Genomic DNA, 25300 nt, shown 5'->3' on the forward strand with positions numbered 1-25300 from the left:
CGGGACCGGGGTCGGCTGCACGACGTCCGGCTTCACGCCGATACCTTCTCTTCCCAGTCGCTGTAATAAGGCTCGGCATCGCCCGCCTCGTGAAGGGTCCGGGTGAGCCAGTGGGAGAACTCGATCGGCACAGGCGTCGCTGATCGGATCCGGCTCCCGGAACAACGGTGTGCTCAGCGGTAGCAGGTGGTGAGGCCGGGCCGCCACGGGCAGGCGAGCGCGGCGAAGCCGCCGTTGGCCACGACGTCGACGCTCAGCGTGTCGCCGCCGCGCAGGACCTGCCGGTCCTGGACCAGGCCGTCGGCGCCGTCCCGGATCGTCTCCACCAGCCACCGGCCCGGACCGAGCGACAGCGGCACCGCGGCCGTGCGGGCGGCACCGGCGTAGAGGCCACCCAGGAACCAGCGCTCGCCGCTGCGGCGGGCCAGTACGGCTTCCTGACCGGGTTCGCCGGCGAGGAGGCGTGTGTCGTCCCAGGCCGCGGGGACCTGGTCGAGGTAGGCCCGGGCGAGCGGCCGGGCCTCGTACGACTCCGGGGTGCCCGCGAACATCTGCAACCCCGACTCGTAGGCGACGGTGAGTCCGACCTCGGCCGCGTCGGAGTTGGGCCGCAGACCGACGCGCTGGAAGGCGCCGGGCGTGAAGTCCATGGAGCCGATGACGTTGCGGGTGAACGGCAGGGTGGTGAGATGGGCGGCGGTGTTGGTGCGCTTCTCCTCGCCCGCGACGCCCTCCAGGGTCATGACCTGCGGCCAGGTGCGCTGGATGCCCTTGGGGATGGTGGAGCCGTGGAAGTCGATCATGAGGTGGTGGGCGGCGGTCTCCTTGAGGATGGCGTCGTACCACTGGAGCATGGGCTGCGCCTCGGAGTTCATGAAGTCGATCTTGACGCCCTTCACACCCCACTTCTCCAGGGTCGGCAGCCACTGGGCGCGTTCCTCGGGGGTGTCGAGGTCGCGCTGGTGGATCCAGACGATGATGCCGACGCCCTTGGCACGGGCGTACTGGACGAGCTCGGGCATCCAGCTGTTGGTCTGCCAGTTCGGGTCGGTGGTGTCCCATTCGTCGGTCTTGAAGTACCAGCCCGCGTCTACGGCCTCGTAGGGCCAGTTCCTCTTCGCGGCGTAGTCGACGAAGGCCTTCTGCGCCGTCAGGCTCTGGCCGGCTTCGCGGCCGCCGGCGAGCCAGGTCCACAGCACGGTGCCGGGCCGGATCCAGGAGGGGTCGGCGACTTTGGAGGCGGGGGCGAGGTCGTCGGTGAACGTGGAGCGGGTGACGGTGGCGAGGTCGCCGGTGACCATGGCGCGCCAGGGGGTGGCGAGAGGGCCGTCGCTCTTGATCCGGTCGTCCGCGAGCTTGATCCGGTAGGTGCCGGTGCCCTCGGTGTGGGCGAGGCGGGCACCGGAGTAGGCGCCGGTGAGGTCGGACTCGGCGAGCAGGGTGTAGCCGCCGTCGGTCGCGAACAGCGCTTGGTCGGAGTACTCACCCGTGGGCGCTGTCGCCGCCGTGTACTGGACGAACTGGCCCTCGTTGTCCACCCGGTAGGTGCCGAGCCACGCCTTCGAGTCCGCCGGGAGAGTGAAGGCGGACGTCTCGCCGAGGACGTCACCGGATCCCGCGGGCAGGGCATAGCGGTAGGCGATTCCGTCCGCGGAGGCGCGGACGACGACGTCGAGACGGGCGCCCGCGGCCGTGGCGAAGGAGAGACGGGTCTCGTTCATGCGGAGGAAGCGGTCCAGGCGTTTGCCGGACTTCGCACGGTAACGCTCCTGAATCGTACGGTTCTTGCGGTGCAGGAAGCGCAAGTCCTTGGACAGGTCGGCCTGTTCGGTGACGATGCCGACCGGTGACGGTTCGATGACCGTACGGCCGTCCCGGGACACGGCGAGGCTCAGCGTGCCCGTGGCGTCGTCGAGGGTGACCTGCGCGCGCGGCGCGTGTGCTCCTGCGGACAGGGACCAGGCCTGGTCGTGCTGTTCGGCCTGTGCGGGTGCGGTGGTGAGAACGGCGGCCGCCAGCGAGGCGCAGAGCGCGGCGACCGCGGTTCTGATCGGAACTGCCATCGGATACCTCCGGGTTGTGTGGCCTTTACGGCAGACCCCAGGCCGGCCCCGGCTCGCTGACGGCGACGGGCGCGATGCTCAGGTCGGGGCGGGAGCCGGTGTGGACGAGCACCTCGCGGCCGCGGGGCAGGTCGATGGCGAGGGTGCCGTCGCCGAGGTCGTGGGTGCGGGCCGGGGTGCCGTCGTCCAGCACCGCGGTGAGGTGCCCGGTGAGGCCGTGCCGCAGCTTGAGGGGTTCGCCCGCCAGGCTCTTGACCCTGATGAATCGGGTGGTCCCCGCCTTGCGGACGGCGCTGACCAGGAAGGCGCCCTCGGTGCGGAAGTTGTGCAGGGTCAGATCCGCCCAGGCGCTCGGGACGGCCGGGAAGACGCGGATCACTCCGCCCCAGCTCTGGCAGAACATGTCGTGCAGGGACTGCGAGGCGGACAGCGGGGTCTCGATGACCGGGCCGGCCTCCGTGTAGTGGGTGTTGGCCCGGCACGGGTAACGGGTGGTGGGGTCGAAGAACTTGCGCAGGTAGGTGATCGCGGTGTCGCCGTCGCCGCTCATCGCGTACATGGAGGCCGCGCCGGTGTAGCTGTAGCCGCGGTGGGCGCCGGTCAGCGCGTGCCAGTGCACCAGCGACTTGGTGATGAGGTCGCGGTTCTCGGGCTGGTCCCAGTTGACGAGGTAGAGGGGGTAGACCATCAGCAGGTGCGAGTAGTGGCGGTGGGACTGGGCGTAGGGGGTGTCGGCACCGATCATGAAGCCGTTGGCGTCGACCGGGTACGGCGTGAGCCTGGCCAGCACCTCCTGCCAGCGCGGTGTCAACTCGTCCTCGATGCCGAGGAGTTGGGCGGAGTCGAGGAGGGTCTGGCAGCCCCAGCGGATCAGGGCCAGGTCGTAGTTGGTGTCCTGCGGCGGTACGACGGGGTATTCGGGCGAGAGGGTACTGGGCAGGTGCAGCTTGCCGTCGCTGCCCGGGGTGAGGAAGTGCAGGTAGTAGTTGATGGCCCGGCGCAGCACCGGGTAGATCGTGTCGCGCAGCAGGGACTTGTCCATGGAGTGCCGGTACGACAGCCACACGTTGTGCAGGGCCCAGGTGAGGTCGCCCGTCTCGGCGCCGGTGCCGGGCCGGCCGACGCCGCGGTTGGCGAACATGTCGGAGCTGCGGCCGATGCCGGAGCTGTCGGCGCGGTAGGCGTCCGGCACGTTGGCGATGAGCTGTTCCTGGTTCTGGCGCAGCGTGGTGGCGAGGGAGTCGAGCTCCGGGTGGTTGAAGCCGTGGATGAGCCAGTACTCCAGTTGGACGTTGAGGTTCCACCAGACCGCGGGCCAGGGCGTGGGCTCCAGCCAGGGTCCCGAGGTGGCCATGACGGGGCCGCCGGCGCGGCTCGCGGAGGCGACCTTGTAGAGCTGGATCCAGTGGAAGCTCTGGAGCCGCTGGTCGGGAAACGAGACGAAGCTCTTGCGGTAGAACGCGTGCCACCAGTCGGTGTGGCGGCTCCTGAGCGTGCTGTACGACTTCGCGCGGCGCAGGTTGCGCAGCGAGTCGGCTTCCGCGGCGGTGCCGGAGGGGTGGCTGTGGCCGACGCTGAGAAGCAGGTCGTCGCCGGTGCGGCGGTGGGCCGTGGCGGTCTGGCCGCCGCCGGTGAGGGGCTGGAGGACCTGTTCGGTGCCGTCGGAGGTCGTGCGGGTGGTCCAGGCCGGGTTGGCGGTGTATCCGGTGGGCGGGGCCTCGCTGATCTTGCGGGGGCTGATGGCCTCCTCGGGATGGAAGGTCCAGATGGCCCGTTCACCGCCGGTGGCCTTGACCCGGACGGCAAGGACCTCGTCGTGGATGAGGGCGGCGAGGGTGAGGGTGCCTGCCGTGGTGGTGACCGTGCCGGTGAGCTCGGCGTTCCACAGGCTCAGCCGCCAGTCGACGGCGGTGATGGTGCCGGCCGGTTCGAGGGTGAGGTGGCCTACCGGGAGACGGCAGGTTCCCCACCCGCTGCCGAACTCGGGGCGGTGGTCCTGGACCCGGCCGTGCTGGACGGTGAAACGGATCTGGTTGGCGCCGGGCTCCTGATAGATCATGCTGCCGAGTTGGCCGTCGCCGAGGAAGGGACCCTCGTACCAGAGGGTGGGGAGCCTGGTCCACCGCAGGTCCTGGTCGTGCAGGAATCGGGCCCACGCGCCGTCGGTGGTCATGGCGTCCCGGAGTTTCCAGGGGCGTCCGACGGCACCGGGCGAAGCCATGGGTTCTTCGGCGTGGGCCGTACCGGGTAACGCGGCCGCCGCGGCTCCGCCCAGCGCGGTGCCGAGTACGGCTCTGCGGGCCGGCTGCGAGTGTCTCTCCGGCTGTGAGGTCATCGTCGTCCTCTCTACCTGACGGTTCCCCGATACATCGGGTGTATCGGGGAACCTAAGAGGCTCTCGTGTACCTGTCAATGACTTCAGCACCATGCGAACCGCGTGACAGTGCAGCAATTCATGGGCTCTCCTAGCCGAAGACCCCATGCCAGCTGGCCTAGGCCAGCCCTTTGACCCATCCGATGTATCCGCGGTCGAAGAGTGCAGGGTCGGTGGTGTGGCCAAGGCTCAGCCCGGACTGGACCGCGTCAACAGCACGGCCTGAAGGGGACGTTGACACCCAACAGGTTCGGCGTCACGGTGAGGGTTCCCTGCGCAACGGGCCCCGGAGGTCTTGTCTTGGCTGATCCATCCGCACGGAACTCGGACGCCGAACTCGTCGAACGTGTACGGAAACTTCAGCCCCTCATCCGCTCACACGCCCTGCGCACCGAACAGGCACGCCGGGTGACCGGCGAGGTCGTCACGGCTCTCACCGATGCCGGAGTGCTCCGCATGAACGTGCCCCGCCGGTACGGCGGTTACCAGACCTCGGTGCGGACGCAGGTCGACGTACTGAGCGAGGTCTCCGCCGCGTGCGGGTCGAGCGGATTCATGGCGCTGATCCAGGCCGGGTGCGCGTTCATCGCGGCACTCTTCCCTGACGAGGCGCAGGACGAGATCTTCACCGGCCCCGACGTACGGGTCAGTGGCACCCTCATACCGAAGGCGAAGGCCCGTCCGGTGGACGGCGGTTACGTGGTCGAGGGAACCTCTCCGTTCGCCACCGGCTGCCAGGACTCCGACTGGCACCTGCTGACCACCGTGGCGGACTCCGGGGGCGTCCGCCCACCGGATCTGCTGTGGACGGCCATTCCCATGACCGACCTGGACGTGCTCGACGACTGGCACGTCTCCGGTCTGGCCGGGAGCGGCAGCAACAGTGTCGTCGCCCATGACGTCCATGTGCCGGCCCACCGTGTCCTGCCACTGGGGCCGTTGCTGGGCGGGTCCCACCCCTCGCGGCGCAACAGCGAAGATCCCTTCTACGGCATGCCCGTCCTCCTGCTGTTCTGTGCCTGGACAGCGGCCGGCGCCCTCGGCCCGGCCCGGGCGGCACTGGCGGAGTTCGGCGAGCGCATCCATCAACGGGGCATCACCTACACGATCTACGAGCAGCAGCACACCGCCCCGGTGACGCATCTGCAGTTCGCCGAGGCCGCGATGAAGATCTCCTGTGCCGAACTGCTCACCGCCGACTTCGTCTCACTGATCGACGCCCGGGTCGCGGACGGCAATCGGTACACGCCGGAGGAACGGGCTCGGATCCGGGCCCAGGCCGGCTATGTGGCGCGGCTGTGCAAGGAGGCCGTGGACCTGATCGGTTCCGCATCCGGCGCGTCGTCGCTGCGTCTGGAGGTGCCGGTCCAGCGTGCCGTGCGGGATCTCAACGCGCTGAGTCTGCACTCCTTCGTCAACCCCGCCGCCAATCTGGAGCTGTACGGGAGGGTGTTGTCAGGGTTGGACGCCGGTACGCCGTTCCTCTGATGACTTCGCGAAGCGGTGTGGCCTTCCTCGTCCGCTGGTCAGTTGCCCGCTGTCGTTCCGAAGGGGAGGGCTTCGCCTGAGCGCAGGTGCTCCCTCAGCCACTGTTCGGTGTTGCTCACGTGCAGCAGGGCGGCGGCCTGGCTGAGGGCGGAGTCACGCGCGGACAGGGCGTTGTAGATCGCCTCGTGCTCGGCGAGTGTGCGGCCCGCGGCCTTGTCGTCGACCAGACCGCGCCAGATACGGGCGCGCAGGGTGCGTCCGGAGATCCCTTCCAGGAGGGTGAGAAGGGTCTCGTTGCCCGTGGCCGAGACGACGGCGCGGTGGAAGGCGGCGTCGTGGGCGTTGAGCTGTGCGACGTCGTCGCGGGCATCCCGCATGGCGTCCAAGTGCCGCTTCACCTCGGCCAGTTGGGCGTCGGAGATCCGGGTGGCGGCCAGGGCCGTGGCCATCGGTTCCAGGAGTCGCCGTACCTCCATGAGGTCCTGCAGCGCGACCGAGTCGCCCTGCAGCAGTTCCACGGCGCCGCCGAGCCCCTCCAGGAGCAGGCTCGGCTGCAGGCTGGTCACATAGGTGCCGTCGCCCCGCCGGACCTCCAGAACCCGGGCGACGGCCAGCGCCTTGACCGCTTCGCGGGCGAGGTTGCGGGACAGCCCCAGTTGCGCGGCCAGGTCCGGCTCCGGTGGGAGCTTCGAGCCCGGAGGCAGGGCACCCGTCCGGATCAGCTCACGGATGTCCTCAATGGCCTTGTCCGTCAAAGACACGACTCATCCCTCCACCCACCATGCTTCACGGGCACGTCCGGCCTGGTCAGTCCCCGAGTGCGGAGATCACCCCGGAGACCGACGGGGATGTGTTGATCATGGAGTTGCACGTTCCGTCCGACCTGTCCGGGAGTCCGCATGCCTAGGGCGACGTTGATGATACGGGGATCCATGGGCGGGACGCCGATCGCGTCGGCGGACAGGGTCGTGCCGTGCGCCGCGCGGACGTGGGCGTCGACATTCCGACGGCGGAGGCACAGCGGCCCACGTCAGACACGGGCGGACCAGACAGGGCCGTCCGGGTACGTGTACTCCTTCAGGGACTCCGGGTGCATCTGCGCGCTGAGGCCGGGCCGGGTCGGCGCGAGGTAGTGGCCGTCGGCGATGCGCACCGGGTCGACGAAGTGCTCGTGCAGGTGGTCGACGTACTCGATGACGCGGTCCTCGGTGGTGCCGGAGACGGCGACGTAGTCGAACATCGACAGGTGCTGGACCATCTCGCACAGGCCCACGCCACCCGCGTGCGGGCAGACCGGCACACCGAACTTCGCGGCGAGCAGCAGGATCGCGATGTTCTCGTTGACGCCGCCGACCCGGGCGGAGTCGATCTGGACGATGTCGACCGCGCCGGCCTGGAGGAGCTGCTTGAAGACGACCCGGTTGGCGATGTGCTCGCCGGTGGCGACCTTGATGGGGCTGACGGCCCTGCGGACGGCGGCGTGGCCGAGGATGTCGTCGGGGGAGGTGGGTTCCTCGATCCAGTACGGGTCGTAGGGGGCCAGGGAGCGCATCCAGTCGATGGCGGGCTGGACGTCCCATCTCTGGTTGGCGTCCACGGCGATGCGGATGTCCGGGCCGACCGTCTCGCGGGCGGTGCGCATGCGCCGTACGTCGTCCTCCAGGGACGCACCCACCTTCAGCTTGATCTGGGTGAATCCGTCGGCGACGGCCTCGCGGGCCAGGCGGGCCAGCTTCTCGTCGGAATAGCCGAGCCAGCCGGGGGTGGTGGTGTAGGCGGGATAGCCCTGGTCGAGGAGGTGACCGATGCGCTGCTCGCGGCCCGGTTCGGCGCGGCGCAGGATCTCCAGGGCCTCCTCGGTGGTGAGGGCGTCGCTGAGCCAGCGGAAGTCGACCTGTGCGACCAGTTCCTCCGGAGGCATCTCTGCGAGGAAGCGCCAGACGGGCTTGCCCGCGCGCTTGGCGGCCAGGTCCCAGGCGGCGTTCACGACCGCACCGGTCGCCATGTGGATGGCGCCCTTCTCCGGGCCCAGCCAGCGCAGTTGGGGGTCGTGGACCAGAGAGCGGGAGAATGCTCCCAGATCGCCGCAGACCTCTTCGACGGACAGACCGACCACGTGCGGGGCCAGGGTCGCGATGGCGGCGGCCTGGACGTCGTTGCCGCGGCCGGTGGTGAAGGCCAGGGCGTGGCCCTCCAGTTCGTCGCCGGCGTCGGTGCGCAGCACGACGTAGGCGGCCGAGTAGTCGGGTTCGGGGTTCATCGCGTCCGACCCGTCCAGGTGCTCGGACGTCGGGAAACGCACGTCGAGGACGTCCAGGGCGATGATGCGGGCGGACGCGGACGCGGGTGAGGACATGGCGTCAACTCCTGTGGAGCAGGCGGGACACACGGACCCACTGGGACGGAAGGGTGAGGGGTGGCAGGCCGGCGGCGACGGCCGCGCCGGTCACTCCTGGACCTTGCCGCCCGTGATGCGGGAGATGGCGAGGGCGACCAGGATGATCAGGCCGTTGAGGGCGCCGATCCACTGCGCGGGTACACCGCCCAGGGTGAGCACGTTCTGGATCATGAAGAGGAGCAGGATGCCGCAGAACGCTCCGAACATGGTGCCCTTGCCGCCGTTGAGGCTGATCCCGCCGATGACGGCGGCGGCGAAGACGGTGAAGATGTAGCCGTTGCCCTGGGCCGAGGCGACCGAGGCCAGCCGTCCGGAGAGCAGCAGTCCGGCGAGCGCGGCGAGCACGCTGCCGGTGACGATGACGATCCACAGCACCCGGTCGGTACGGATGCCGGCCGCCTTCGCGGCGTCGACGTTGCCTCCGATGGCGTACAGGGAGCGGCCGAAGCTGGTCCAGCCGAGCACCACAATGGCCACGGCGAACAGCACCAGGCAGATCCAGATGGACGCCGGCATCCCGAACCATTCGGCGGTGCCCAGATACAGCATCGACTCCGGCAGCTGGAAGAACGTCTGCCCGCCCGAGATGCCGGTGAGGACGCCGCGCAGCACGATCAGCATGCCGAGGGTGACGATGAAGCCGTTGAGGCCGAAGCGGATGATCAGCAGGGCGTTGATCACGCCGACGAGCGCGCCGACGGCGAGCGTGACCGGGATCGACCAGGCACCGGGCAGCAGTCCGAGACCGTGTCCCGCACCCGTCGGGACCACCAGCCAGGCCGCCACTCCGGGTGCGAGGCCCATCGTGGACTCGAGGGACAGGTCCATCTTCTTGACGATGAGGATCATCGCCTGGGCCAGCACCAGCAGGGCCATCTCGGACATGGTCTGCAGGACGTTGATGAGGTTGTCGGTCTGGAGGAAGACCGGGTTGACGATCTGGCCGACGATCGCGATGCCCACGATGGCGGGGACGAGCGCGAGATCGCGCAGGCGCGCCAGGGGTATCCGGCCGCCGAGCAGCCTGGTCCGCTGCGCCTCCGTTTCCGTGGGGGCGGCGGTGTCCGCGAGGACGGTTTCAGGCATTGAGGTCCACTCCTTCCATCGCGGCCACGAGGTCGTGGTCGTGCCAGCCGCGGGTGATCTCCGAGGTCACCCGGCCCTGGAACATCACCAGGACCCGGTCGCACATGCGCAGGTCGTCCAGTTCGTCGGACGCGATGAGCACCCCGGTGCCGGTCCGGGCGGTCTCCTCCACCTTGCCGAGGAGGAACTCCTTGGAGCGCACGTCCACGCCCGCGGTCGGGCTGATCAGCACCAGCAGACGTGGGTCGTTCGCCAGAGCGCGGGCCATGACGACCTTCTGCTGATTGCCTCCGGACAGGGCGGAGACGGGCAGATCGGGACCGGGCGTCTTGATCGCCAGGTACTCGATCATGCCCTCGGCGAGGCGGTCCCGGCGGCCGCGGCTGAGGAATCCGTTCCTACCGAGGCGCTTCGGTATGGACAGTGTGGCGTTGTCCGCGATGGACAAGTCGGGCACGAAGCCCTGGTGATGCCGGTCCTGCGGGACGAACCCGGCACCGGCGGCCAGCGCCGCGGGCACGCTGCCCGGCCGGGGCCGCCGCCCGGCGATCTCCACCTCGCCCGCAGTTGCCGCCCGCAGCCCTACGACGGTCTCGGCCACCTCGGTGCGCCCGCTGCCGGCGGCGCCCGCCAGGCCTACGATCTCGCCGGCACCCACCTGGAGGCTCACGTCGGCGTACGTGTCGCCCCGCAGCGCACGGACGCTCAGTGCGGCCGTGGTGCCAGGGGTGAGGGTGCTCGCCCGTTCCCCTTGCCGGTCGGCGGCCGCCTCACCGGTCATCGCGGCGACCAGCTCGGTGCGTGGGAGTTCTGCCACCGGCGCCGTGACGATGTGCCGGGCGTCGCGGAAGACCGTCACCATGTCGCAGATCTCGTAGACCTCCTGGAGATGGTGGCTGATGAACAGGAACGTCACGCCCTGCCGTTGCAGGTCGCGGATGCGCTCGAAGAGCCGGTTGATCGCCGCCCCGTCGAGCTGGGCGGTCGGCTCGTCGAGGATGATGAACCGCGCCCCGAAGGACAGCGCCCGGGCAATCTCGACGAACTGCCGCTGTTCGACGCTCAGTTCGCCCGCGAGGGTCTGCGGGTCGACGTCCACCGACCAGGTCGCCAGCAGCTCCCGGGCGCGGCGACGGGTGGCCCGCCAGCTGATGAGCCGGCTGGGCCCGTGGTCGTGCCGGTGCAGGAAGAGGTTCTCGGCGACGGTCAGCGTGGGGATGATCGTCGACTTCTGGTAGACGCAGGCCACGCGCCGGCGCCAGGCGTCACGGTTGCTGAGCCGGGGGGCCGGCTCGCCGCCGAAGGTGACCGTTCCCTCGTCGGGGGCCTGGAGGCCGGTGAGGACCGATACCAGGGTCGACTTGCCGGCTCCGTTGCGGCCGACGAGCGCGTGGGTCTCCCCTGGCCTGATGGTGATCCGGGCGCCGTTCAGGGCCACCGTCGGACCGAATCGTTTGACTATGCCCGTCGCCTCGACGACGGGCGGCCCCGTCGGGACCTGTCCGTGGCACGCCGGGTCGGGCGCGGGAGTGACCGCTCGCTGCCCGTCGCTCATCTCAACCGCCTTGTTCTCGTGAGCCGTTGCACGCAGGAGGAGCGATCAGCCGAGGTTGTTGCCCCACAACGACGTGTCGTCGCTCTTGACGCTGGGCACGCCGCCGTAGGTGGCGCCGTCGGCAGTCACCAGCGGGGCGGAGAGCTGGTCCTCCAGCAGTCCGTCGCGGACCTGGATGATGGTGCTGTCATGGTCGGTCTTGCCGGGCTTGAACGTCTTTCCGTCGATCGCGGCCTTGAGGTAGTACAGGGCGTACTTGGCGTAGAGGTCGGCAGGCTGGGACACGGTGGCGTCCATCTTCCCGGCGGCGATGGACTTGAGTTCCTCGGGGATGCCGTCGTTGGACACGACAAAGACGTGCTTGCTGTCCTTGGGGCCGACCAACAGGCCCTTCTGCTTGAGGAGTTGGAGCGTGCCGGACAGGGCGAAGCTGGACTGCATGTAGACGCCCCTGATGTCCGGGTGGGCGGTCAGGTCGGTCTGAAGCTTCTGCGCGGCGACGGCCCCGTCCCAGTTGGTGGCCTCGCCGAACACCTTGATGCCGGGGTAGTTCTTCTTCATGCAGTCGTTGAACGCCTCGGTGCGGTCACGGCCGTTGATGGAGTCCAGCCCGCCCTCCAGCATCACGACCTTGCCCTTGCCGCCGAGCTTGGTGCCGAGGTACCGGCACGCCTTCTCGCCGTAGGCGCGGTTGTCGGCGCGGACCACCATGAAGACGTTGCCGGTGTCCGGGCGGGTGTCCACGGTGACGACCGGGATCTTCTTCGCCTCCAGTTGCGCAAGGGTCGGCGCGATGGCGGCGGTGTCCTGCGGGGCCATCGCGATGCCCTTGACGCCCTGACTGATGAACGTCTGTGCGTTGGCGGTGAGTTTGGCGACGTCGTTCTGCGAGTTGGTGGTCTTGAGCGAGAGGCCGAGCTTCTTGCCGTACTCCGGCGTGTACTTGATGTAGGAGTTCCAGAAGTCGGTGTCGGAGCGCGGGTAGTCGACACCGACCAGCGGCGCGTCGCCCGACGACGCCGACGTGGTGGAGCCGCTGCCGCACGCGCTGAGCAGCGCCAGTGCGGACAGGGTGGAGACGGCGGAACAGAGGGCGGTGCTGAGTCTCATCAGTGCTTCCTCGCGCCGGTCCCGTAGTGGGAGATGTTGCGCTTCGACGACATCCGTGCATCGCCGCGCGGTAGAGATGGGATGTTTATAGAGGGGGCACGATGGGTTGTCCAGACCTCCGTACAAAATCGAGGAAGCGAGGGCAGTATGTAGGGATTCGTCACGCCAGAATGGCGCAAGTGGGAGAAGATCCATCCCATCAATCGCCGAAAACCTCATCGCTTGCGCCAGCCACGCAAACACGGCAAGACATTCTATGTCTACGTGACAGCAATCCCCATCAGAATGGGTCAAGCAGGGCTATTCCTCGGGAACAACGGTCACTTTCATCCCTGCACGTTGGTTGACACGCCAGGGCGACATGGTCGACCTTCATGCGTGGCCCTGCATTCCCCCCACCTCTTCCGCCCCAGGGATGTGTCCATGTCGAGCTCGATCAACCGACGCCAGCTGCTGGCCTCCGCAACCTGCGTGGCCACGGCGGCCGTTGCCGGAGACGCGTTCGGTGCCGGTGTCGCCCAGGCGGCGCCCAGCACATACACGCCCGACTGGAACTCGGTCGACCAGCACCCACCGGCTCCGGAGTGGTTCCAGGACGCGAAGTTCGGGATCTACTTCCACTGGGGCGTCTTCAGCGTCCCCGCCTTCGGCAACGAGTGGTACCCGCGCAACATGTACGAGAGCGGGAACGACGCCAACCAGCACCACATAGCGACCTACGGCCAGCCCTCGGCGTGGCCGTACCACAACTTCATCAACGGGGCGCGGGACCTGGCGGGCAACACCGTGCAGTTCGCGCCGAAGCTGAAGTCGGCCGGCGGGAAGTTCGACCCCGACGAGTGGGTGCAGCTGTTCGCCGACGCCGGCGCCAGGTTCGCCGGCCCGGTGGCCGAGCACCATGACGGATTCTCCATGTGGGACAGCCAGGTCAACGAGTGGAACTCGGTGAACAAGGGCCCGGGACTCGACCTGCTGCGGCTGTTCTCCACGGCCATCCGCGCCAAGGGCCTCAAGCTGCTGGTGGCCATGCACCACGCGTACAACTTCACCGGCTTCTACGAATTCGCCCCCGCCCAGACGGACTCCAGCCTCAAGAAGCTCTACGGGCAGCTGGGTTCGGCCGCGGAGAACCAGCTCTGGTTCGACAAACTCAAAGAGGTCATCGACCGCGCCCGGCCCGACATCCTGTGGCAGGACTTCAATCTGGACGCCGTCGACGAGACACAGCGCCTGAACTTCCTGGCGTACTACTACAACCAGGCGGACAGCTGGGGCCGTGAGGTCGTCGCCACCTACAAGGACGGCATGAACGGCAAGGGCGAGGTCTTCGACTACGAGCGCGGCGGCCCGGCCGACCTCACCACCCCGTACTGGCTCACCGACGACAGCATCTCCAGCTCCAGTTGGTGCTACACCCAGGGCATCGGCTACTACACCATCCAGCAGATGCTGCACTCGTTCCTCGACCGGGTCAGCAAGAACGGCAACATGCTGCTGAACATCGCACCGATGGCCGACGGCACCATCCCGCAGGCGCAGAAGGACATCCTGCTCGGTATCGGTGACCACCTGAAGCGCTTCGGAGAGTCGGTGTACTCCACCCGCGCCTGGACGACGTACGGCGAAGGCCCGACGAAGATGGGCGGCGGCTCGTTCACCACCCCGCACGCCGGCACCGCGCAGGACATCCGCTTCACCCGGAACAAGGCGAACGACGTCCTGTACGCCACCGTCCTGGGCTGGCCCGGCAACTCGCTGACGATCAAGACCCTCGGCTCGGACCGGATCAACCTCTCCTCGCTGACCTCGGTGAAGCTCCTCGGTTCCACCGCCGGCACCTACATCGACCTGCCCACGCCCGCCCAGAGCACCTCCGGCCTCACCGTCACCCTGCCGTCCTCGGCGCCGTACAGCGCGAACGCCTACGTCCTGAAGCTCACCTTCTCCGGCACGATTCCCGCCCTGCGGCCGCTCGCCGGAGCCGTCGCCTTCACGGACGTCAACTACACCGGCACCGCCGCCGTCCTGACCGTCGGCGACTACACCGCGGCCGACCTGACCGCGGCGGGACCGGGCCCGCGCACCCTCTCCTCCCTCCGGCCGGCCCCCGGCTACCAGGTGATCGGCTACTCGGGAGACAACTTCACCGGCACCTCCTGGACCTTCACCGCCGAGAACCCCGACCTCAGGGCCACCGGCAACAACGACCAGATCACCTCGCTGAGGGTCCAGTTCAACCCGGCGGCGTACTTCCGGATCACCAACGCCACCAACGGCCTCGCCCTGGACAGCGGCGGCGACGTGGCCTCCGGGTCCAACCTCAAGCAGTGGACCTGGGACGGCAGTTCGAACCTGCAGTGGCACGCGGAGGCGGTCGGAGACGGCTACTACAGGCTGGTCAACCGCACGAACGGAATGGTCGCCGACGGCTGGGGCGCCACCACCGACGGCTCCGCCGCCCGACAGGCCGCATGGAACGGCGGCACCAATCAGCAGTGGACCATCACCCACCGGGGCGGCGACCGCTACTCGGTGGCCAACCGCACCACCGGCCTGGTCCTGGACGGCGGCGGCAACGTGACCTCGGGCTCCCTCACCAAACAGTGGACCTACGGCAGCAGCACCAACCTGCTGTGGACCTTCACCGCGCTGTAAGGGCCACGGAGGAGAAAGAGCATGCATATGACATTCATTTCGCGGTGGGGGCGCGGGCGGCGTACGTGAGTACACCTGACGGCGACTTCATCCAGAGGCCGCGCACGCGCTACGGGTCCGACACTGCCATCGCGGCGGTGGGCGCCGGCCAGTACGACTGCCATGTCCAGCAGGTGGTCAAGGCGCGCAACGACGCCGGCGACAACCGGGTCCGCCACTGGGCCCTCGACGACTCGGGCCTGGACTTCCCCGGTTGCCACTGGCACTACGCGGCCCACGACGACCGCCTCATCGCCGACCGGCTCAAGTCGTTCGTCGCCGGTCTGCCGACAGGCTGGTGACGGCACCGGCCGCCTGACTGCCGTACATGCCGTGGGCGGGTGCGAAACGCGGAACCGGTACGCGGCCCTGTCGACCGGACCGTGCGGCTGACCGGGGTGGGTGAAACCCCGGTCCGCCGTACGCCGCGGGCACGCACGATCCGGGCTGGGCGTTCGGCCCTGGCCGTGCCGCATGCGCACCCACGACGCGGCGGCCCACGGACGTGCTGCACCCGGCGATCAGGCACACACCGGCCGGAGAGCCGTGGAGCAGAAGCGGACCTACGCTGGAAGCTGCGGTCGGGATCCAGCCCTGACGGGCAGAGCTGTCCGGACGGAGGCGTAGCCGTGGACATGGCCGACAAGCAGGATGCCCCCGCTGCCGCGCTCGTGGTGGACCCGGACGGCGTAGTGAGCGGCTGGAGCGAAAGCGGGCGGCTGCTGCTGGGCTGGACGGCGGCGGAGACCGTCGGCCGCCCCGTGACCGACCTGCTGGCCGCACCCCCACCACCCGGCTTCCCCGAGAGTCACGTCGGCGGCTCCGATCACACGGAGCTCATCTCCCTGCGCCACCGGGACGGTTCCACGGTGGACGTCTTGGTGTCGGCTCATCCGCTGTTCGGCGCCGACGGCCGGGCGCTGGGCCACGCGGTGACCGTCCAGCGCTGGGAGCGCCGCCCGGTGATCGCCGACCTGGCCTTCGAACAGAGCCCCTTCGCTCTGGGCGTCTACGACCCTGAGCTGCGGTTTCTGTGGATCAACGCGTCCTCGGGCCGGGTGATCGCGCACTCCGAGGAGCAGGTGCTCGATAAGAAGTACCGCGAGCTGTTTCCTGAATTCGACCGCGAACTGTTCCCCGAAAGAGACGACAAGCCCTACACCGACCAGCTCGCCGAAGTGGCGAGGACGGGCAAGCCCGCACGTCTCATCACCGTCTTCCACCCGCTCGGCAGTAACTACGCCAACGCCTGGGCCACCAGCATCTGGCCCGTCCTGGATGCCGAGGGCAGGGTGCGCGCGGTCGCCAACTGGGGATTCGACATGAGCGCGGAGTACTGGGCCAGGCAGCGCCTGCTCATGCTCAACGAAGCCAGCCGCGGCATCGGCCGGACACTCGACGTGATCGGCACCGCCCAGGAACTGGCCATGACCTCCGTACCGAAATTCGTCGACCTCGTCACCGTCGATCTCTTCGACGAGGTGCTGCGCGGAGAGGAACCGCCTCTTTCCCCCGCCTCCGGCAAAGCCATCACGCTCAGCCGCGCCGCCCAGCACAGCGCGAAGGAGGACACGGACCGGGCTCCGGGGCACCCGGTGCCCGTCAGTCATGCCCCGGGTTCCGTCGCCGCCCGCTGCATGGCCACCGGCAGGTCCACGGTTCAGCTCGCGACCGAACCCGGCCACGGCGGCGAGTGGGCCTTCGGGCCCGGGCTCGCGGCCGACCCGGCCCACTGGCCGCCGGGCAACCCGTTGATCGACGAGTCCCTCGCCGCGGACGGGCTGACCGGCCGGATCACCGTGCCGCTCCGGGCCCGCGGCGCGCTGCTCGGCGTCGTCGTGTTCTCCCGCAGTGACCGGCCCGAGGCCTTCACCGCCGACGACCTGATCCTCGCCGAAGAGCTGACCGCCAAAGCAGCCGTCGCCATCGACAACGCCCGCCGGTACTCGCGCGAGCGCATGACCGCGCTGACCCTGCAACGCAGTCTGCTGCTGCAGCAGCTGCCGAGCCAGGAGGCGGTGGAGGTGGCAACCCGCTACCTGCCCGGCGGGACGGGCACGGAAGTGGGTGGTGACTGGTTCGACGTCATTCCGCTCTCCGGCGCCCGGGTCGCCCTGGTCGTCGGCGACGTGGTCGGTCACGGCCTGCACGCCTCGGCCAGCATGGGCCGGTTGCGCACGGCGGTCCGCACGCTCGCCGACGTGGACCTGCCGCCGGAGGAGTTGCTGACCCACCTGGACGACCTGGTCATCCACCTCGCCAGCGACCTCCAGCCCGCCGGCCGCTTCCAGCCGACCGGCGAGTTCGGGGCCACCTGCCTGTACACCGTCTACGATCCGGTCGCCCGCCGCCTCACCCTGGCGAGCGCAGGTCATCCACTGCCGCTCATCATCTCGCCGGACGGCACCAGGACCCCGGCCCCCGCACAGCCGGGCCCGCCCCTCGGCATCGGTGGGCTGCCTTTCGAGGCCACCGAACTCCAGCTGCCGGAGGGCAGCCTGCTCGCCCTCTACACCGACGGGCTGGTGGAGAGTCGCGAGCGTGACGTCGACGAGAGGATCGCCGAACTCCTGCGGGTCCTGAACCATTCGGCCACCTCGCTGGAGGGCCTCTGCGACACGGTGCTGGACGCCATGCTTCCCGAACGCCGCACCGACGACGCCGCGCTGCTGCTCGCCCGCACCCACGCGCTGGATCCCCAGCATGTCGCCGACTGGGCCGTCGAACCCGACCCCGCGCAGGTGCCGCGCGCCAGGAAGTTCGCCCTCGACCAGCTGGAGGCCTGGAGTCTGGAGGAGGCGTCGTTCGTCACCGAACTGGTCGTCAGCGAGCTGGTCACCAATGCCATCAGATACGGCGAGCCCCCGATCAGGCTGCGGCTGATTCGCGACTCCTCCCTGATCTGCGAGGTCTCCGACGCCAGCAACACCGCACCGCACCTGCGCCGGGCGCGTGCCTTCGACGAGGGCGGCCGGGGCCTGCTGCTCGTCGCCCAGCTCACCCAGGGGTGGGGTACCCGGCACACCACCGACGGCAAGACGATCTGGTGCGCACAGACCCTCCCCGAGCCCCAGCCGCGATGAAGTCCGGGCCGCTCTGACCGCTGGATGACCCCCACCCCCGGGTTGGAGTCGAGCGGGCTCTCCTCATGTGTGGGCGTGGCATCGCGCAAAGCACAGGGTGTGCGTGGGCGGCTACTCCCGAAGCCCGGGAGTCGAAGCGCTTCGAAGATGCCATTCACTCCGACGGGGTGTCAATGCGCCGGGGAAAGAAAGTATCCAGCGGTTGGCGCCCTTGTTTCGCACGAAACTTCTCCGTTAACTTTCGACTGGAAGTGAAGCGCTTCGACAGCCGGCCAAGACCGCCGCCATGAGTCATGACTCGACTGGGCGTTGACCTCGAAAGGGCCGACATGACCAAGGAACAAGAGACCTTCCACTGGGGACACGAGGCCCTTCATCTCGAGATCGTCCTCGATGACGACGGCAGCCCGCGCCTCACGCACCTCGGACTCCCCGGCGAAGCGCGGACAAGCCCCGGTGCGTCCCTCCCCCTGGTGGAGGTGACGGCCGCGGGTCACGGCCGCGGCTGGTCGGGCAACCGCCTCGTGGACACCGCTCTCGGCGGGCGTCTGCGCCACCGGACTCACCGCGCGACCCGCGACGCCGACTGGCACGTGCTCACCGTCGAACTTCACGACCCCGAGACCGGGCTGGTCGCGGAGGTGACCTACCGATCACCGGACGGCATCCCCGTTCTCCGCAGCGAGGTGACCCTGCGCAACGAAGGGCGGACCACGCTGCCCCTGGAGTCGGTCAGCTCGCTCGTGGTGGGCTGCCTGACCCCGCAGGACCCGGCGGCCATCGACGCAGCGGACCTGCTGTGGGCGGAGAACGACTGGGTCGCCGAATGCCGCTGGCGGCGCCGGCCTATGCGCCTGACCACACCGGCCCATGGCGGACAGGTGAGCAACGGGCACGGCAGAGCCGGCTTCGCCCTCAATGGACAACGCACCTGGTCCAGTTGCGGACACCTGCCCATGGGCGGCCTGACGGACCGCCGCTCCGGCCGCACCTGGGTGTGGCAGATCGAGCACAACGGCGGGGGCTGGCGCTGGGAATGCGAAGAGCGCGACGAGGCGGCCTACGCGGCGCTGTTCGGCCCCACCGACACCCACCACGTCTGGCGGCACCCCCTTGAACCCGGCGCCGCCTTCCGCACCGTACCCGCCGCACTGTCCTTCAGCGCGGACGGCGGCCCCGACGCCGCGTTCGCCGCGCTGACCCACTACCGCCGCGCCCAGCGCCGCCCGCACGCCGATCACCAGCGCCTGCCCGTCATTTTCAACGACTACATGAACTGCCTGATGGGCGACCCCACGACCGAGAAGCTGCTGCCGCACATCGACGCGGCGGCCGACGCGGGCGCGGAGTACTTCGTGATCGACGCAGGCTGGTACGACGGCGACAACGGCGGCTGGTGGACCACCGTCGGCGCCTGGGAACCGGCCGCCTCACGATTTCCCGGCGAGCGCGGGATCCACGAGGTGCTGGACCGCATCCGGGAGCGCGGCATGGTGCCCGGCCTGTGGCTGGAGCCGGAGGTCATCGGCGTAAGCAGTCCCATGGTCACGTCCCTTCCGGACGAGGCGTTCTTCCGCCGGGACGGCGTCCGCGTCACGGAGTCCGGCCGGCACCACCTGGACCTGCGCCACCCGGCCGCCCGTGCCCACCTGGACCAGGTCGTGGACCGCCTGGTCGGCGAGTGGGGCGTCGGCTACCTCAAACTCGACCACAACATCGACCCCGGCTCCGGCACCAGCGCCCACCCCGGCGAGACCCCCGGCGCCGGACTGCTCGGCCACAACCGGGCGCACCTCGACTGGCTCGACGGCATCCTCGACCGCTACCCCCACCTCGTGGTGGAGAACTGCGCCTCCGGCGGCATGCGCTGGGACCACGCCCTGCTGTCCCGGCTGCAACTGCAGTCCACCAGCGACCAGCAGAACCTCCACCTCTACGCCCCCATCGCGGCCTCCGCACCCACCGCCGCCACCCCCGAACAGGGCGCCGTATGGGCCTACCCCCAGCCGGAGGACTCCCTCGACGAGGTGGCCTTCACCATGGCCAACGCCCTCCTCGGCCGCATCCACCTCTCCGGCCGCATTCCCGAACTCGAGCCGACGGCCCGCGCCCTGGTCCACGAGGCCGTCACCGTGTACAAGGCCATCCGCGCCGACCTGCCGCAAGCCGTGCCGTCCTGGCCACTCGGCCTTCCCGGCTGGGACGACCCCTGGATCGCCCTGGCCCTGCGCGCTCCCGCCACCACCTACCTCACCGCCTGGCGCCGCCCCGGAGCCGACGCCACAGCGACACTTCACCTGCCCCACCTGCGGGGCACCGCCGCCCGTGTCGACCTGCTCTATCCCTCGGTCAGCCGGGCCGTTCCCACCTGGATGCCCGACACGGGCGAGCTGAACCTGACCCTGCCCACCGCGCCGACCGCGGTCCTGCTCCGCATCACCCCCACGGACCCCGGCGCTCCCTGAACCACCCCACGCCCGCATCACGTATCGACGAGAGGACCTATCGGTGCCCCCTCTGCGCCGGCCGGACGGACGCGTCGCCAACCCCGCGAACCCCGTGATCCCCGGCTTCCACCCCGACCCCAGCGTCTGCCGGGTCGGCGACGACTACTACCTGGCCTGCTCCAGCTTCGAGTACTTCCCCGGGGTACCCCTCTTCCACAGCCGTGACCTGGTCCACTGGACGCAGATCGGCAACGCCCTGGACCGGCCGGAGCAGCTGCGTCTGTCGGACGCGTGGTCCTCCGGTGGGATCTACGCCCCCACCCTGCGCCACCACGACGGCCGCTTCTGGCTGATCGTCACCAACTGCAGCGAGGGCGGCGGCAACCTGATCGTCACGGCCACCGACCCCGCCGGACCGTGGTCGGACCCCATCCGGGCGCCGGGTGTCCCCGGCATCGATCCCGACCTGGTCTGGGACGAGGACGGCACCTGCTGGTGCACGGTCGCCGGGGTCTCGCAGGTCCGTCTCGACCCCTCCTCCGGGCAGACGTACGGGACACCGCACAAGCTCTGGTCCGGCGGGCCCGGCGCCAAGGCCCCGGAGGCGCCGCACCTGTACCGGATCGGCGACTACTGGTATCTGCTCATCGCCGAGGGCGGCACCGAGCGCGGCCACGGCGTGTCGATCGCCCGCGGCCGTACGCCCAACGGCCCGTTCGAGCCGTGTCCGGCCAACCCGATCCTCACTCACCGAGGGACCGACCACCCGGTCCAGAACACCGGGCACGCCGACCTCGTCCAGGGCCCCGACGGCTCCTGGTGGATGGTGCTGCTCGGCGTCCGACCGGGCGGCGGCACGCCGGGCTGGCACGTGCTCGGCCGGGAGACCTTCCTGGCCCCCGTGACCTGGGTGGACGACTGGCCGGTCGTCGGCGAGGTCGCCCTCGACCTGCCCGAGCTCCCGTGGCCGCTCTCCCCCGGCCCTGCCGAGGAGCACCGGGACGACTTCGAGCTCGCCGAACTGCGACCGTCCTGGATCTCCCTGCGCGACCGACCCGCCGAGCACTGCGCCACGAAGGAGCGCCCCGGATGGCTGACGCTCCGCGCGCGGGGCGACTCGCTGGACGAACCCGACGTGGTGTTCACCGGCCGGCGTCAGCAGCACATGTCGTGCCGGGCGCGCACTCTGGTCGACGCCGCGGAGGGAACCGGTGGCCTCGCCGTACGGCTCGACGAGCGGCACCACTACGGGGTCGAGGTGTCCGGCACGCAGGTCCAAGTGATCGCGCGTGTCGGCTCGTTGCGCACGGTTGTGGCCGCACAGTCCGTACCCGCCGGGCCGGTGGTCCTCTCACTCACGATCACGGACCCACCGCCACCGCACGGCCCGTGCACCGGACCCGACGTCGTCTCCCTCGGCGTCGAGCACCCCGACGGCACGTTCACCGAGCTCGCGGCCCTCGACGGCCGCTACCTGTCGACCGAGGTCGCCGGCGGCTTCACCGGCCGGGTCATCGGCATGTACGCCGCTCAAGGCACCGTCCGCTTCGACTGGTTCGACTACGAGCCCCTCGACAGCTGAACCAAGCCCCCTCCCGAACGGCCGACCGAAAGGCATGCCCCATGAAGGTCATACGGCAACCCGCACACCACCGCAGACGAGGCCCAGGCCGCCTGGCCGGTCTGCTGATGACGCTGCTCGTCGTCCTGGGACTGTCCGGCAGCACCGCGCTCGCGGCGCCCGGCGGCACGGCACAGCAGGCAGGGGCCAAGGTCAAGGTTCCGGCCCGCGCCATGGACGCCGTCGCCGCGATGCAGCCCAGCTGGAACCTGGGCAACACCCTGGACGCGATTCCGGACGAGACGTCCTGGGGCAACCCCAAGGCCACCAGGGAACTGTTCAAGACCATCCGGGCGGAGGGCTTCCGCAGCGTCCGCGTCCCGGTGACCTGGAGCGCACACCAGTCCGCCACCGCGCCCTACACCGTCGACGACGCGTACATGAGCCGCGTCAAGCAGGTGGTCGACTGGGCACAGGCCGAGAACCTCTACGTCGTGCTCAACGTCCACCACGACAACTGGCAGTGGGTCTCGAAGATCTCCACCGACCACGACAAGGTGCTCGCCCGCTACGACGCCCTGTGGACCCAGATCTCCGCCGCGTTCCGTGACGAGCCGCGCACCCTGCTCTTCGAGAGCCTCAACGAGCCGCGCTTCGACGACGCCACGGCCGCGCAGAAGACCCAGCTCATGAACGAGCTGAACACGTCCTTCCACAAGATCGTCCGCGCTTCGGGCGGCGGGAACAAGGGCCGCCTGCTCGTCCTGATCACACAGGAAGGCACCCCCTCCCAGGTCCTCATGGACGACCTGTACACCACGATCAAGTCGCTGCACGACAGCAATCTGGTCGCCACCGTGCACTTCTACAGCTGGTACCCGTTCAGCGTGAACATCGCGGGCGGCACCCTGTACGACGCCGCCGCCCAGAACGACCTCAACGACGCCTTCGCCCGCATGCGCGACACCTTCGTCGCCAGGGGCATCCCCGTCTACGTCGGTGAGTTGGGCCTGCTCGGCTACCCCGACCACAACCATCCCTCCCGCGTCGAGCGGGGCGAGGCGCTGAAGTACTACGAGCACGTCGGATACGCGGCGCGCCTCGTCGGTGTCACCACCGCGCTGTGGGACCCCGGGACTTGGGCCTATCTGAACCGGGAGACCCTGAAGTGGTCGGACCCCGCCCTGATGGCCTGGATCAAGTCGAGCTGGACCACCCGTTCGGCAACGGCCTCCTTCGACAAGGTCTTCTTGGAGAAGAAGGAGCCGATCACGGCCAAGGGGGTCACCCTGAATCTGAACGGGACCACGTTCCGGGGCCTGTGGCACGGTAAGACGAAGCTCGTCGAGGGACGGGACTACACCCTCTTCGACAAGACGCGGCTCGTCCTCACGGCCGGCGCGCTGACCCGCCTGTCGGGCGACCGCGAGTACGGGGTGAACGCCACGCTCCAGGCCCGGTTCTCCCGCGGACTGCCCTGGCAGATCGAGGTGGTCACCTACGACGAGCCGGTGTTGTCGGACGCCACGGGCAAGACCGACGCGCTCACGATCCCCACGCAGTACAAGGGTGACGCGCTGGCGACCATGGAGGCCAGGTACCCCGACGGCAGCTACGCCGGCCCGACGAACTGGACTGTGTACCAGGAGTTCAACGCGACCTTCTCGCCGGACTACCCGAACGGCACGCTCGTCCTGCAGCCCGAGTTCCTGAAGTCGCTGCGCGACGGCGAACTGGTGACACTGACCTTCGACTTCTACAGCGGCAAGAAGGTCATGTATCACGTCAAGAAGTCCGGAGACTCGGTCACCGGCACGCACGTCCCACCCCTCCCCTGACCGACCGCCCCTCGCCCTGGTTGCCGCCTCCCCGGCAACCAGGGCGCCGGCGTCATGCAGCGCGTTGGGCGCTGTCGTCAGCGCGCTGACGTGAGCGGGCCGTTCTCGTCCTTGCCATCATGCGACTCCCCTTCTCGACCACTGGGGCGGGGTCGCGGTGGCAGCGGGGGTGAACTGCCACCAGTTCATGTTGAGGAGGTAGCCGCTGCCGCCGGTGAACCGCAGGTAGAGATCCTGGGTTCCCGTCGCGCCGCTGACCGGGCAGGTCACCGTCCTCCAGGTCTGCCAGCCGCCGGTGTTCGGTACATCGCAACGGCCCACGACCGTCCCGCTCGGGGAGCCCAGGCGCAGTTCGGCGGCGCCGCCGCCGCTGCCCGAGGCCACGCGGGCGGTGAAGGAGGACGCGCCCGGCCCGAAGGCCACGCCCTTGACCTTGATGTAGTCGCCGTTGTCGATCCAGCCGACGTTCATCCCGCCTTCGGTGGACGGTTCGGTCTCGATCCCGGAACCCCAGGCGATCGTCTCGGCCTCCTGGCGCACATACGGATCGAGCGTGCCGGCCTGCGGGGCGCCCGTGGTCGTCATGTTGATCGTCGGGATCGTGCCGTCGGCGTTGTAGGAGAACCTCTCCACCGCGACCGAGCGGGTGAAGCCGCCGCCGCCAGGCAACGCGCCGTTGTGGTAGAAGAAGTATGAATTTCCCTTGAAGTCCACGATCCCGGGGTGGTTGGTGAAGCTGCTGCCCTGGGTGGGCATGACCGTGCCGCGGTAGGTCCACGGCCCGGTCGGGCCGGGCGCCGTCGAGTAGGCGATGAACTCCGAGCAGCACCTGGCCGCGAACACCAGGTAGTACAGGCCGTTCCGCTTGTAGACCCACGGTCCCTCTTCGTACAGGGTGGGGCGGTTGGGGTCGCCGGTGCGGGTACCGAACCCGGCGGTGGTGAGGGGGATCCTGGTGGGGCTGCCCGAGTAGGAGGTCATGTCGGTGTTCAGCCTGACGTACGTCAAGTTCGGGTTGCCCCAGTACAGATAGGCCTGGCCGTCGTCGTCGATGAAGACGGTCGGATCGATCTCACCGTTCTCCACCAGGGGGTGGCCGAGTGCGTCCCGGAACGGTCCGGTGGGGCTGTCGGAGACGGCCACGCCGATGGCCATCCGGCCGGTGGCCCGGTTCGTCACCGGCACGTACCAGTAGAACCGGCCGTTGCGCTGCACGGCCTGTCCCGCCCACGCGTCGGAGGAGGCCCAACTGAAGGTGGTCAGGCTGAGCGGGGAGCCGTGGTCGGTCCAGTTGACCATGTCGGCGGAGGACCACACCCTCCAGTCCTTCATGGTGAAGTAGGTGGAGCCGTCCTCGTCGTGTCCGGTGTAGAGGTAGACCCGTCCGTTGTGGACCAGCGGGGCCGGGTCGGCGGTGTAGACGTGCTGGAAGATGGGGTTGTCGGCGCGGGCCGCGGTGGGCTGCACCGCGGCGGGAACGACGGTGAACGCCAGCAGGAGGCTCACCACCCAGGCTGCTGCCCGGGTGATCCTCGTGCCGGTGTGGGGTAACGATCGAACGGTGCTCATGAGGGCCTCCGGTGGACATCGACTGACGGCTGAG

General features: G+C 69.3%; 15 protein-coding genes. 7 read left to right on the forward strand and 8 right to left on the reverse strand.

Annotated features, from left to right (window positions below; translation table 11 throughout):
- Positions 1 to 173: 173 nt before the first annotated feature.
- Both OG841_RS03965 and OG841_RS03970 read right to left on the reverse strand, forming a co-directional pair.
- Positions 174 to 2063 carry a glycoside hydrolase family 97 protein gene (locus OG841_RS03965; RefSeq protein ID WP_371563452.1) on the reverse strand — a complete coding sequence of 630 codons (1890 nt, stop codon included), beginning with the start codon at positions 2061 to 2063 and terminating at the stop codon, positions 174 to 176.
- Between the two features lie 25 nt (positions 2064 to 2088).
- Positions 2089 to 4398 carry a glycosyl hydrolase family 95 catalytic domain-containing protein gene (locus OG841_RS03970; protein ID WP_371563455.1) on the reverse strand — a complete coding sequence of 770 codons (2310 nt, stop codon included), beginning with the start codon at positions 4396 to 4398 and terminating at the stop codon, positions 2089 to 2091.
- A gap of 339 nt (positions 4399 to 4737) precedes the next feature.
- On the opposite strand from OG841_RS03970, the gene OG841_RS03975 reads away from it, so the two are divergent.
- Positions 4738 to 5925 (forward strand): acyl-CoA dehydrogenase family protein, encoded by a 1188-nt coding sequence (locus OG841_RS03975; RefSeq protein ID WP_328642753.1) that lies wholly within the window; start codon positions 4738 to 4740, stop codon positions 5923 to 5925.
- Positions 5926 to 5963: 38 nt separating this feature from the next.
- Here OG841_RS03975 and OG841_RS03980 read toward each other — a convergent pair whose 3' ends face one another.
- The 5 genes from OG841_RS03980 to OG841_RS04000 form a co-directional block, all read right to left on the reverse strand.
- The gene (locus OG841_RS03980; RefSeq protein WP_371563458.1) at positions 5964 to 6686 is read right to left on the reverse strand and encodes a FadR/GntR family transcriptional regulator; all 723 of its coding nucleotides are present in this window, start codon (positions 6684 to 6686) and stop codon (positions 5964 to 5966) included.
- A gap of 269 nt (positions 6687 to 6955) precedes the next feature.
- Complete coding sequence (locus OG841_RS03985) at positions 6956 to 8281, reverse strand: L-fuconate dehydratase (protein WP_371563460.1); 1326 nt, start codon at positions 8279 to 8281, stop codon at positions 6956 to 6958.
- A gap of 90 nt (positions 8282 to 8371) precedes the next feature.
- Positions 8372 to 9409, reverse strand: a complete 1038-nt coding sequence (locus OG841_RS03990; RefSeq protein WP_371563463.1) for an ABC transporter permease — start codon at positions 9407 to 9409, stop codon at positions 8372 to 8374.
- The gene (locus tag OG841_RS03995) at positions 9402 to 10964 is read right to left on the reverse strand and encodes a sugar ABC transporter ATP-binding protein (RefSeq protein WP_371563466.1); all 1563 of its coding nucleotides are present in this window, start codon (positions 10962 to 10964) and stop codon (positions 9402 to 9404) included. The genes OG841_RS03990 and OG841_RS03995 overlap by 8 nt, the downstream gene beginning before the upstream one ends.
- A 45-nt stretch (positions 10965 to 11009) precedes the next feature.
- A complete protein-coding gene (locus OG841_RS04000) occupies positions 11010 to 12074 on the reverse strand; it encodes a sugar ABC transporter substrate-binding protein (RefSeq protein ID WP_328642748.1) in 1065 nt (354 codons plus the stop codon).
- A gap of 423 nt (positions 12075 to 12497) precedes the next feature.
- Between OG841_RS04000 and OG841_RS04005 the strand changes: the two genes are divergently transcribed.
- The 6 genes from OG841_RS04005 to OG841_RS04030 all read left to right on the forward strand — a co-directional run bounded on the left by OG841_RS04005 (position 12498) and on the right by OG841_RS04030 (position 23697).
- Entirely contained in the window at positions 12498 to 14729 is a 2232-nt protein-coding gene (locus OG841_RS04005; protein ID WP_371563469.1) for an alpha-L-fucosidase, read from the forward strand.
- Positions 14730 to 14794: 65 nt separating this feature from the next.
- Complete coding sequence (locus tag OG841_RS04010; RefSeq protein ID WP_371563472.1) at positions 14795 to 15070, forward strand: hypothetical protein; 276 nt, start codon at positions 14795 to 14797, stop codon at positions 15068 to 15070.
- Between the two features lie 333 nt (positions 15071 to 15403).
- Positions 15404 to 17851, forward strand: a complete 2448-nt coding sequence (locus tag OG841_RS04015; RefSeq protein WP_371563476.1) for a SpoIIE family protein phosphatase — start codon at positions 15404 to 15406, stop codon at positions 17849 to 17851.
- 329 nt (positions 17852 to 18180) lie between these two features.
- Positions 18181 to 20316 (forward strand): alpha-galactosidase, encoded by a 2136-nt coding sequence (locus OG841_RS04020; RefSeq protein WP_328642744.1) that lies wholly within the window; start codon positions 18181 to 18183, stop codon positions 20314 to 20316.
- A 43-nt stretch (positions 20317 to 20359) separates the two neighbouring features.
- Positions 20360 to 21880: a glycoside hydrolase family 43 protein gene (locus OG841_RS04025; protein WP_328642743.1), complete on the forward strand. Its 1521-nt coding sequence runs from the start codon at positions 20360 to 20362 to the stop codon at positions 21878 to 21880.
- 41 nt (positions 21881 to 21921) lie between these two features.
- Entirely contained in the window at positions 21922 to 23697 is a 1776-nt protein-coding gene (locus OG841_RS04030) for a cellulase family glycosylhydrolase (RefSeq protein WP_328642742.1), read from the forward strand.
- A 117-nt stretch (positions 23698 to 23814) separates the two neighbouring features.
- Here OG841_RS04030 and OG841_RS04035 read toward each other — a convergent pair whose 3' ends face one another.
- Positions 23815 to 25266: a glycoside hydrolase family 43 protein gene (locus OG841_RS04035; protein WP_371563482.1), complete on the reverse strand. Its 1452-nt coding sequence runs from the start codon at positions 25264 to 25266 to the stop codon at positions 23815 to 23817.
- Positions 25267 to 25300: the final 34 nt, after the last annotated feature.

Origin of the sequence: Streptomyces canus, from assembly GCF_041435015.1 — a bacterium.
Classification (GTDB): Bacteria; Actinomycetota; Actinomycetes; order Streptomycetales; family Streptomycetaceae; genus Streptomyces; species Streptomyces canus_G.

Excerpts from the sequence above, each read along its gene's own strand:
- OG841_RS03965 (WP_371563452.1), bottom strand. The coding sequence starts at position 2,063 with ATGGCAGTTCCGATCAGAACCGCGGTCGCCGCGCTCTGCGCCTCGCTG.
- OG841_RS03970 (WP_371563455.1), bottom strand. The coding sequence starts at position 4,398 with ATGACCTCACAGCCGGAGAGACACTCGCAGCCGGCCCGCAGAGCCGTA.
- OG841_RS03985 (WP_371563460.1), bottom strand. The coding sequence starts at position 8,281 with ATGTCCTCACCCGCGTCCGCGTCCGCCCGCATCATCGCCCTGGACGTC.
- OG841_RS03990 (WP_371563463.1), bottom strand. The coding sequence starts at position 9,409 with ATGCCTGAAACCGTCCTCGCGGACACCGCCGCCCCCACGGAAACGGAG.
- OG841_RS03995 (WP_371563466.1), bottom strand. The coding sequence starts at position 10,964 with ATGAGCGACGGGCAGCGAGCGGTCACTCCCGCGCCCGACCCGGCGTGC.
- OG841_RS04000 (WP_328642748.1), bottom strand. The coding sequence starts at position 12,074 with ATGAGACTCAGCACCGCCCTCTGTTCCGCCGTCTCCACCCTGTCCGCA.
- OG841_RS04005 (WP_371563469.1), top strand. The coding sequence starts at position 12,498 with ATGTCGAGCTCGATCAACCGACGCCAGCTGCTGGCCTCCGCAACCTGC.
- OG841_RS04015 (WP_371563476.1), top strand. The coding sequence starts at position 15,404 with ATGGCCGACAAGCAGGATGCCCCCGCTGCCGCGCTCGTGGTGGACCCG.
- OG841_RS04020 (WP_328642744.1), top strand. The coding sequence starts at position 18,181 with ATGACCAAGGAACAAGAGACCTTCCACTGGGGACACGAGGCCCTTCAT.
- OG841_RS04030 (WP_328642742.1), top strand. The coding sequence starts at position 21,922 with ATGAAGGTCATACGGCAACCCGCACACCACCGCAGACGAGGCCCAGGC.
- OG841_RS04035 (WP_371563482.1), bottom strand. The coding sequence starts at position 25,266 with ATGAGCACCGTTCGATCGTTACCCCACACCGGCACGAGGATCACCCGG.